The 628-nt window shown below is 64.0% G+C and carries 1 protein-coding gene; it reads left to right on the top strand.

Annotation, left to right across the window (positions count from 1 at the left end):
- A partial coding sequence (locus tag HU750_RS26965; RefSeq protein WP_186683383.1) for an AMP-binding protein occupies nt 1-628 on the top strand: 628 nt, incomplete at both ends.

Raw genomic sequence — 628 nt, 5'->3', positions numbered from 1 at the left:
CGAAGCCCAGGTGTTCGCCACCCCGGACGCCCCGGCGTTGATGTTTGGTGAGCAGACCCTGAGCTACGCCGAACTCAACGGCAAAGCCAACCAGCTGGCGCACAAGCTGCGGGAACTGGGCGTGGGCCCTGACGTGCTGGTAGGCATCGCCATGGAGCGCAGCCTGGAGATGGTTATCGGCTTGCTGGGTATCGTCAAAGCCGGTGGCGCCTATGTGCCGCTGGACCCGGAGTACCCGCAGGACCGCCTCAGCTACATGTTCGAAGACAGCGGCATTGCCTTGCTGCTGACCCAGTCGCACCTGCGTGATGCCTTGCCGATCCCGGCTGGCCTGCGCAGCCTTGATCTGGATGTCGAGGATTTGACCGGCTACAGCGATGCCAACCCAGGTATCGACGTGGCGCCGCTGAACCTTGCCTACGTGATCTACACCTCCGGCTCCACCGGCCGCCCGAAAGGCGCCGGCAACAGCCACCAGGCACTGGTCAACCGCCTGTGGTGGATGCAGAAAGCCTATGGCCTGGACGCCAGTGACAGCGTGCTGCAGAAAACCCCGTTCAGCTTCGACGTGTCGGTGTGGGAGTTCTTCTGGCCGCTGATGACCGGTGCGCGCCTGGTCATGGCCCAG

Origin of the sequence: Pseudomonas sp. SWRI50 (assembly GCF_014269095.1) — a bacterium.
Taxonomy (GTDB): Bacteria; Pseudomonadota; Gammaproteobacteria; order Pseudomonadales; family Pseudomonadaceae; genus Aquipseudomonas; species Aquipseudomonas kermanshahensis.
Note: the sequence above shows the minus strand (reverse complement) of the source record. Positions and strands in the feature narration are given on the sequence as shown.